General features: G+C 72.8%; 5 protein-coding genes. 4 read left to right on the top strand and 1 reads right to left on the bottom strand.

All coding sequences use genetic code 11. From position 1 onward, the window contains the following. The 3 genes from FJ251_12610 to FJ251_12600 form a co-directional block, all read left to right on the top strand. A partial coding sequence (locus FJ251_12610) for a fumarate hydrolyase (GenBank protein MBM4118550.1) occupies window positions 1-382 on the top strand: 382 nt, incomplete at its 5' end. Between the two features lie 18 nt (window positions 383-400). Beyond that, window positions 401-1354, top strand: a complete 954-nt coding sequence (locus FJ251_12605) for a cysteine synthase family protein (GenBank protein MBM4118549.1) — start codon at window positions 401-403, stop codon at window positions 1352-1354. Between the two features lie 139 nt (window positions 1355-1493). Then, window positions 1494-4319, top strand: coding sequence for a hypothetical protein (locus FJ251_12600; protein ID MBM4118548.1), 2826 nt, complete (start codon window positions 1494-1496; stop codon window positions 4317-4319). A gap of 2 nt (window positions 4320-4321) precedes the next feature. Here the strand turns inward: FJ251_12600 and ltaE are convergent, their stop codons facing one another. After that, complete coding sequence (ltaE, locus tag FJ251_12595; GenBank protein MBM4118547.1) at window positions 4322-5371, bottom strand: low-specificity L-threonine aldolase; 1050 nt, start codon at window positions 5369-5371, stop codon at window positions 4322-4324. Between the two features lie 121 nt (window positions 5372-5492). Between ltaE and FJ251_12590 the strand changes: the two genes are divergently transcribed. Then, window positions 5493-6144, top strand: a 652-nt coding sequence (locus FJ251_12590; GenBank protein MBM4118546.1) for a gamma-glutamyltransferase, incomplete at its 3' end; no start/stop codon positions are given.

The following is a 6144-nucleotide window of genomic DNA, read 5'->3' as shown; positions in this document are numbered from 1 at the left end:
CGACAAGGGAAAGTGGCACTTCGTGGCCGCCGGGCCCACGACCTCCAGCCGCGAGGAGCCCTTCGAGCACAAGGTGATCGCGGCCCTCGGCGTGCGGGCGGTGATCGGCAAGGGCGGCATGGGCGAGAAGACCCTGGCGGCCTGCAAGGAGCACGGCGCCGTCTACCTGCACGCCGTCGGCGGGGCGGCCACGCTGATCGCCCAGCGCGTGCGCGAGGTGGAGGCCGTCTACAAGACCGAGTTCGGGCTGCCCGAGGCCTTCTGGCAGATCCGCGTCGAGGACTTCCAGTGCGTGGTGACGATGGACAGCCACGGCGAGAGCCTGCACGCCAAGGTGCTGGCCGGCAGCCGCGAGCGCTTCAACGAGATGTACGGGCTCTAGCGGCGAAGGCGGCGGCGCTTGATCTACGAGAACATCCTCCAGGCCGTGGGCAACACGCCAGTCGTGCGCCTGCAGCGCATCGGCGCGGGACTCTCGGTCGAGCTCTACGGCAAGTGCGAGTTCCTCAATCCGGGCGGCTCGCTGAAGGACCGCATCGCGGTGCGCATGGTCGAGCGCCTCGAGCGCGAAGGGGTGCTTGCCCCCGGCGGCACGCTGGTGGAGCCCACCAGCGGCAACACGGGCATCGGCCTAGCGATGACGGCGGCCGTCAAGGGCTACAAGATGGTCGTCACCCTCGCCCAGAAGATCAGCGAGGAGAAGGAGATCATCCTCGAGGCCCTGGGCGCGGAGGTCCACCGCGCCGAGGACGACAGCGCCCCGCACACGGACCCGCGCAGCCAGTACGGCAAGGCGGCTGCGCTCGTGGCGCAGCGGCCTGGCGCCGTGATGCCCAACCAGTACAAGACCCCCGAGAACGCCGCCAGCCACTACGCCACCACGGCCGCCGAGCTCTGGGCCGACTTCGGCGAGAGCCTGACCGCCATGGTGATCGGCGTCGGCACGGGCGGCAGCATCATGGGCATCTCGCGCTACCTGCGCGAGCGGAACCCGAAGATCCTCATCGTCGCCGTCGAGCCCGTGGGCTCGCTGCTGGGCGGCGGCACGGAGACCCGCCTCTACCACGTCGAGGGCATCGGCTACGACTGGATCCCGGACATCTTCGACGCCAAGGTCGCCGACCGCTTCCTGGCCGTGCACGACCGCGACAGCTTCCGCATGGCGCGGCGCCTGATCCGGGAGGAGGGCTTGCTCGTTGGGGGCAGCTCGGGCACCGTGGCCCAGGCGATGGTCGAAGTGGCCAAGGGCCTGCCGCCGGGCTCGAGGGTCTGCGGCATCTTCGCCGACGGCATCCGCAACTACCTGCGCAAGTTCCCCGACGACGCCTGGCTGGCCCGGCGCGACCTGCTCTAGCCTCCGCCCGACCCGCCCCCGGGGGCGTTTGCCACGTGGCAAATCCGACTGGCCCGACTGGGCGTAACAGCGGCGTAACGGCCCTGCGGTTCACTGGATGCGCGGTCCCGGGTCGGGCCCGCGTGCCTGGAGGACCGCCATGCCGTCGCCGCGTTTCGCCCTCGCTCTCGCCCTGACCTTCGGCCTGCTCATCGCCCTCGCCGGCTGCAGCTCGGATGCCACCGGCCCCAGCGCGCCCCAGACGCCACCGCCCTACCCCGAGTCGCGTCTCGCCCTGCTCGCCGCCGACAGCACCAGTTTCGCCGGCGTCTGGGCGCGCTACGGCGTGCTGCGCGGCGCGCAGAGCGCCGCGGCCGCGCGCGCGGCCCTGCTCGCCGAGCTGGCGAGCTGGCCCAACGTGGCCGAGGCGCGCCTGGCCGGCGACGGCGCTTCCTTCACGCTGGAGTTCGCGAGCGGGGCCATCGCCCTGCTGATCACGGCCGAGGAAGGCCGCGCTGCGGCGCCCCGCCCGGCGAGCCCGCCCCCGGGGGCGACTGCGAGGACGGCGGCGCGTCCGGCGCCGAGGGGCGTGCGCGAAGCGATCCCCTGCATCGACTGCGGCAGCCTCGTGCTGCCGAGCACGCACCGCGTGCACCTCGTGTGCAGCGACCCGAGCGGCGCCGCGCGCGCGGCGGCCATCCGCCAGGGCTTCCTGGACCTCGGCTGGGCGCCCGAGCTCATCGAACTCAGCCTGGCCGGCGACGGCGTGGACGAGCCCTTCGTCCCCGCCGACCTGCTCGAGCAGGAGCCCTACGGGCTCGCGGTGATCCTCGGCGCGGGCGGGCTCGTCGCCGACGGCGCGGGCGCGGAGCACTTCGTCCTCGAGGGCTTCGCGGGCGGCACGGCGGCGGACTACGGCAGCAGCCTGGACGCGGCCACCTGGGAGCAGTACACGGACTGGCTGGCCGCCGAGCAGCTGGTGATGGGCGCGGCCTGGACGCCCGGCGCCGCCGCACCCGAGCTTGGCGTGTGGTTGCACGCGGATCTGCTCGCGAGCCAGCTCCAGGTTGCGCCCTGCGCGATGGTCGCGCTGCTCGCCGGCAACTCGGGCGGCCTCGCCGACCTCTTGGCCGACGGCGGCCCCGGCAGCTTCAGCGGCTGGGACGGTCCGGTCGCCGCCGCGGACGCCGACGCCGCCCTCGCCGCCCTCATCGAGGGCATGCTGGCCGGCGGCGGCCGCACGGACGAGGAGGCGCTCGACTGGCTGCTCGGCGAGGACCTCGGCACCAGCGGCGGCTCGCACTTCCAGCTCGCCGACATCGCGGGCGACTATCAGCTCCCCGGCTGGGCCACGGTCGCGCTGCCCGCCGAGGACTTCCCGGCCGGCACGGTCAGCGTCGAGATCGAGTTCTCCTGGGAGAGCTGCCCCGACTACTCGGTCGTCGGCGAGGGCGTGCCGGGCGGCGAGATCGAAGTGACCGGCCTCCTGCCCGGCGAGGCCTCGATCACGACCACGGCCTTCGACGCGGGCGAGGACGCCGTCGGCCACGGCTACGACGAGACGGCCGTCGATCCCGGGCCGAACAGCTTCAGCGCCCAGACCTGCCTGGCCGACCTGCTGCTCGCGATCGGCGTCTACCCGGACGACCCGGCGCACGAGACGAGCCGCATCCACGTCGCGATCGACTACTTGCACAGCAACGTCGACGACCGCGAGTACGACATGGATCCCCAGCTGCCCATCGTGCCCGACGACCTCGCGCCCGGCGCGGCGATCGTCACGACCACCGCCTACAGCGCGCAGGATTCCGTGCGCGGCGTGGACCGCTCCTACGTCTCGCTGCAGTGCGGCCAGACGGCCGAGACCGAGCACTGCTACGGCTGGCTGCGCATCGTGCTCGGCGATCTGCCGCCCGGCACGGAGTCGGTGCAGGTGCGCAGCGCGACGGTGGACATCGCCGACGTCGCGGCGATCACGCTGGCGCCGCTCACCGAGGGCGTGATGACCGGCTTCACCACGCACACAACGCCCGTCCTGCGCGCGTTCGCCTTCGATGCGGCGGAGGACGAGCTCGGGCACACGGACCTGCCGGTGACCATCGGCTGCGGCGAGCAGGAAGTGCTGATCAACATCTACGGCCACGGCATCGCGCTGCGCGCGGACCCGGCCTTCGTCCTGGCCAACGGGCAGAGCGAGAGCGTAATCACGGCCACGGTGCGGAAGTGGCAGTTCGGCGACGTCAATGAACCCACGGGGGACATCGTCGAGGACATCCACGTGGAGTTCACGACCGACTTCGGCACCTGGGTGGGCCCGGTCAGCGGCTACTCGGACGCGGCGGGCGAGGTGAAGGCCCATCTCGTGAGCAACGAGCCCGGCCCGGCCGCCGTGCGCGCCCACTTGAGCGAGAGCGGCGGCGAGTCGCAGCCGGTGACCGTCACATTCGTCGACCGCATCAGCCTGTGGATCGACAACAGCGCGGGGGCCGTGGAGGAGGGTCCGGCCTCGGCCTTCGACATCTCCTGCGCCGAGCTGCGCTTCTTCTTCAACGGCAGCCTGATCGCCGAGCGGCTCTTCGGCGCGGGCGCGGGCGGCTGGGGCGCCTACCTGCCGCACTGGGCAGACCCGGGCGACATCGTGCGCCTGGAGATCACGCCGCGCCCGGACCTTGGCCACTGCGACGAACCCGAGACGGACTACTACCACCCGCGGGTCGGCTCGGCCTGGCTGCACACGGTGCGCGAGCCGGATTTCACGCACCAGGGCGCCGTCCAGCTCTTTGCCGGCGCGGACCCGCTGGGCGCATCGATCAGCGGCCAGCAAACGGTCGCGGAGATCGACTACGGGCGGCTCGGCAAGGGCGGCCCCAGCTCGCCGGCGCGCGTGACGCGCCGCTTCGACCCGGACGGGCGCCTGATCGTGGAGATCACGGCGCTGGGGCCGCGCACGCTCGTCTGGCAGCCGCTGACGCGGCGCTACGAGTAGGCTCAGGGCCGCGCGACGACCTCGGCGAGGATCGCCAGCGCGCGCTCGATGTCGGCCATCGTGAGGCCGTAATGCGTCACCATGCGCAGGCGGCGATGGCCTGCGCCGAGGAAGAGCAAGCCGCGCTGCCGGCAGCGGGCGACCAGCTCGTCGGCCTTCAGGCCGGGCTTGGTGATGTCCAGGTAGACGATGTTCGTGCGCACGCGGGCGGGCTCGGTCGTGAGGCCGGGGATGGCCGCGATGCCCTCGGCGAGGCGCTTGGCCATCGCATGATCATCGACGAGGCGCTCGACGCGGTTGTCGAGGGCGTAGAGGCCGGCCGCCGCGAGCACGCCGGCTTGGCGCATGCCGCCGCCGAGCTGCTTGCGCATCCGCCGGCAGCGCCGGATGAAGGTCTTGTCGCCGCAGACCATGGAGCCCACGGGCGCGCCGAGGCCCTTGGAGAGGCAGAAGCTCAGCGAATCGGCGGCCGCGGCGAGGTCGCGCACGGCCGTGCCCTCGGCGGCGGCGGCGTTGAAGAGGCGGGCGCCGTCCAGGTGCAGCTTCAGATCGCGCTCCTCGCAGAGGGCGCCGACGGCGTCCAGGTAGCCGATGCCGAGCGGCGTCCCCCAGCAGCGATTGTGGGTGTTCTCGAGGCAGACGACCCGCGTGCGCGGAAAGTGGTCGTCGTCGGGGCGGATCGCGGCCTCGATGCGCTCGAGGTCGATCTTGCCGTCGGGGTTGTTGGGCACCGTGCGCGGGTGCAGGCCGCCGACGGCCGCGCTGGCGCCGGCCTCGTAGTAGAAAATGTGCGCCTGGTCGCCGACGATGAACTCGTCGCCCCGCTGGCAGTGGGCGAGCAGGCTGACGAGGTTGGCCATCGTGCCGCTGGCGACGAAGAGCGCGGACTCCTTGCCGGTGAGGGCCGCCGCGCGGGCCTGGAGCTTGTTGACCGTGGGGTCCTCGCCCCAGACGTCGTCGCCGAGCTCGGCCTTGGCCATCGCCTCGCGCATCGCTTCGTCGGGCAAGGTGAAGGTGTCGCTGCGCAGTTCGATGCTGTCCGGAGCCGGCATGGCGCTGACCTCCTCGAGGTTGGCCGGGCAGTGTAGTCCTCCCGCCGGTCAATTGAAAGGGCATAGCCGCGGGCCGCGGGCTCCGTTACACTGAGCGCTTTCCCGCGCGGAAGGAGTCGCCGTGGCCTGCCTGCCCCTGTTCGCCCTCGCCGCCGCTCTCTGGAGCCCCGCCGCGCCGCCCGACAGCCTGCCCCCCACGCGGCCCTTGCCCGAGGCCGGCCGGCCGGCCGTGGTCGCGAAGCGCGGCATGGTCGCGAGCGCGCACCCCTTGGCCAGCGAGGTCGGGGCGCGCATTCTCGCCAAGGGCGGCAACGTGGCCGACGCCGCCGTGGCCGTGCAGGCCCTGCTCTCGGTGGTCGAGCCCGAGAGCAGCGGGCCGGGCGGCGGCTGCCTGATCCTCCTGCACGACATGGCGACGGACAGCCTCTACGCCATCGACGGGCGCGAGGAGAGCCCGGCCTGGGCCTGGCCGCAGATGTTCCTCACCGAACTGGGTCAGCCCTACCCGGATCCCATGACCGGCGGCCGCTCGGTGGGCGCGCCGGGCACGCTCGCGGCGATGAACCTGCTCCACCGCGACTTCGGCCGCCTGCCCTTGGCCGAGCTGCTCGCGCCGGCGATCGCGGTGGCCGAGACGGGCTTCGCCGTGCCGCCCGACATGGCGCGGGCGATTCGCAGCGAGGGCGAGCGCCTCGCCTTCTCGGGCGCGGCGGTCGATCTCTACTTCCACGCGGACGGCACGCCCTATCGCGAGGGCGAACGCTTCCGGAACC

This window comes from bacterium, assembly GCA_016873475.1.
Taxonomy (GTDB): domain Bacteria; phylum Krumholzibacteriota; class Krumholzibacteriia; order JACNKJ01; family JACNKJ01; genus VGXI01.
The sequence above is the reverse complement of the archived record's forward strand: the minus strand, read 5'-3'. Positions and strand labels throughout refer to the sequence as shown.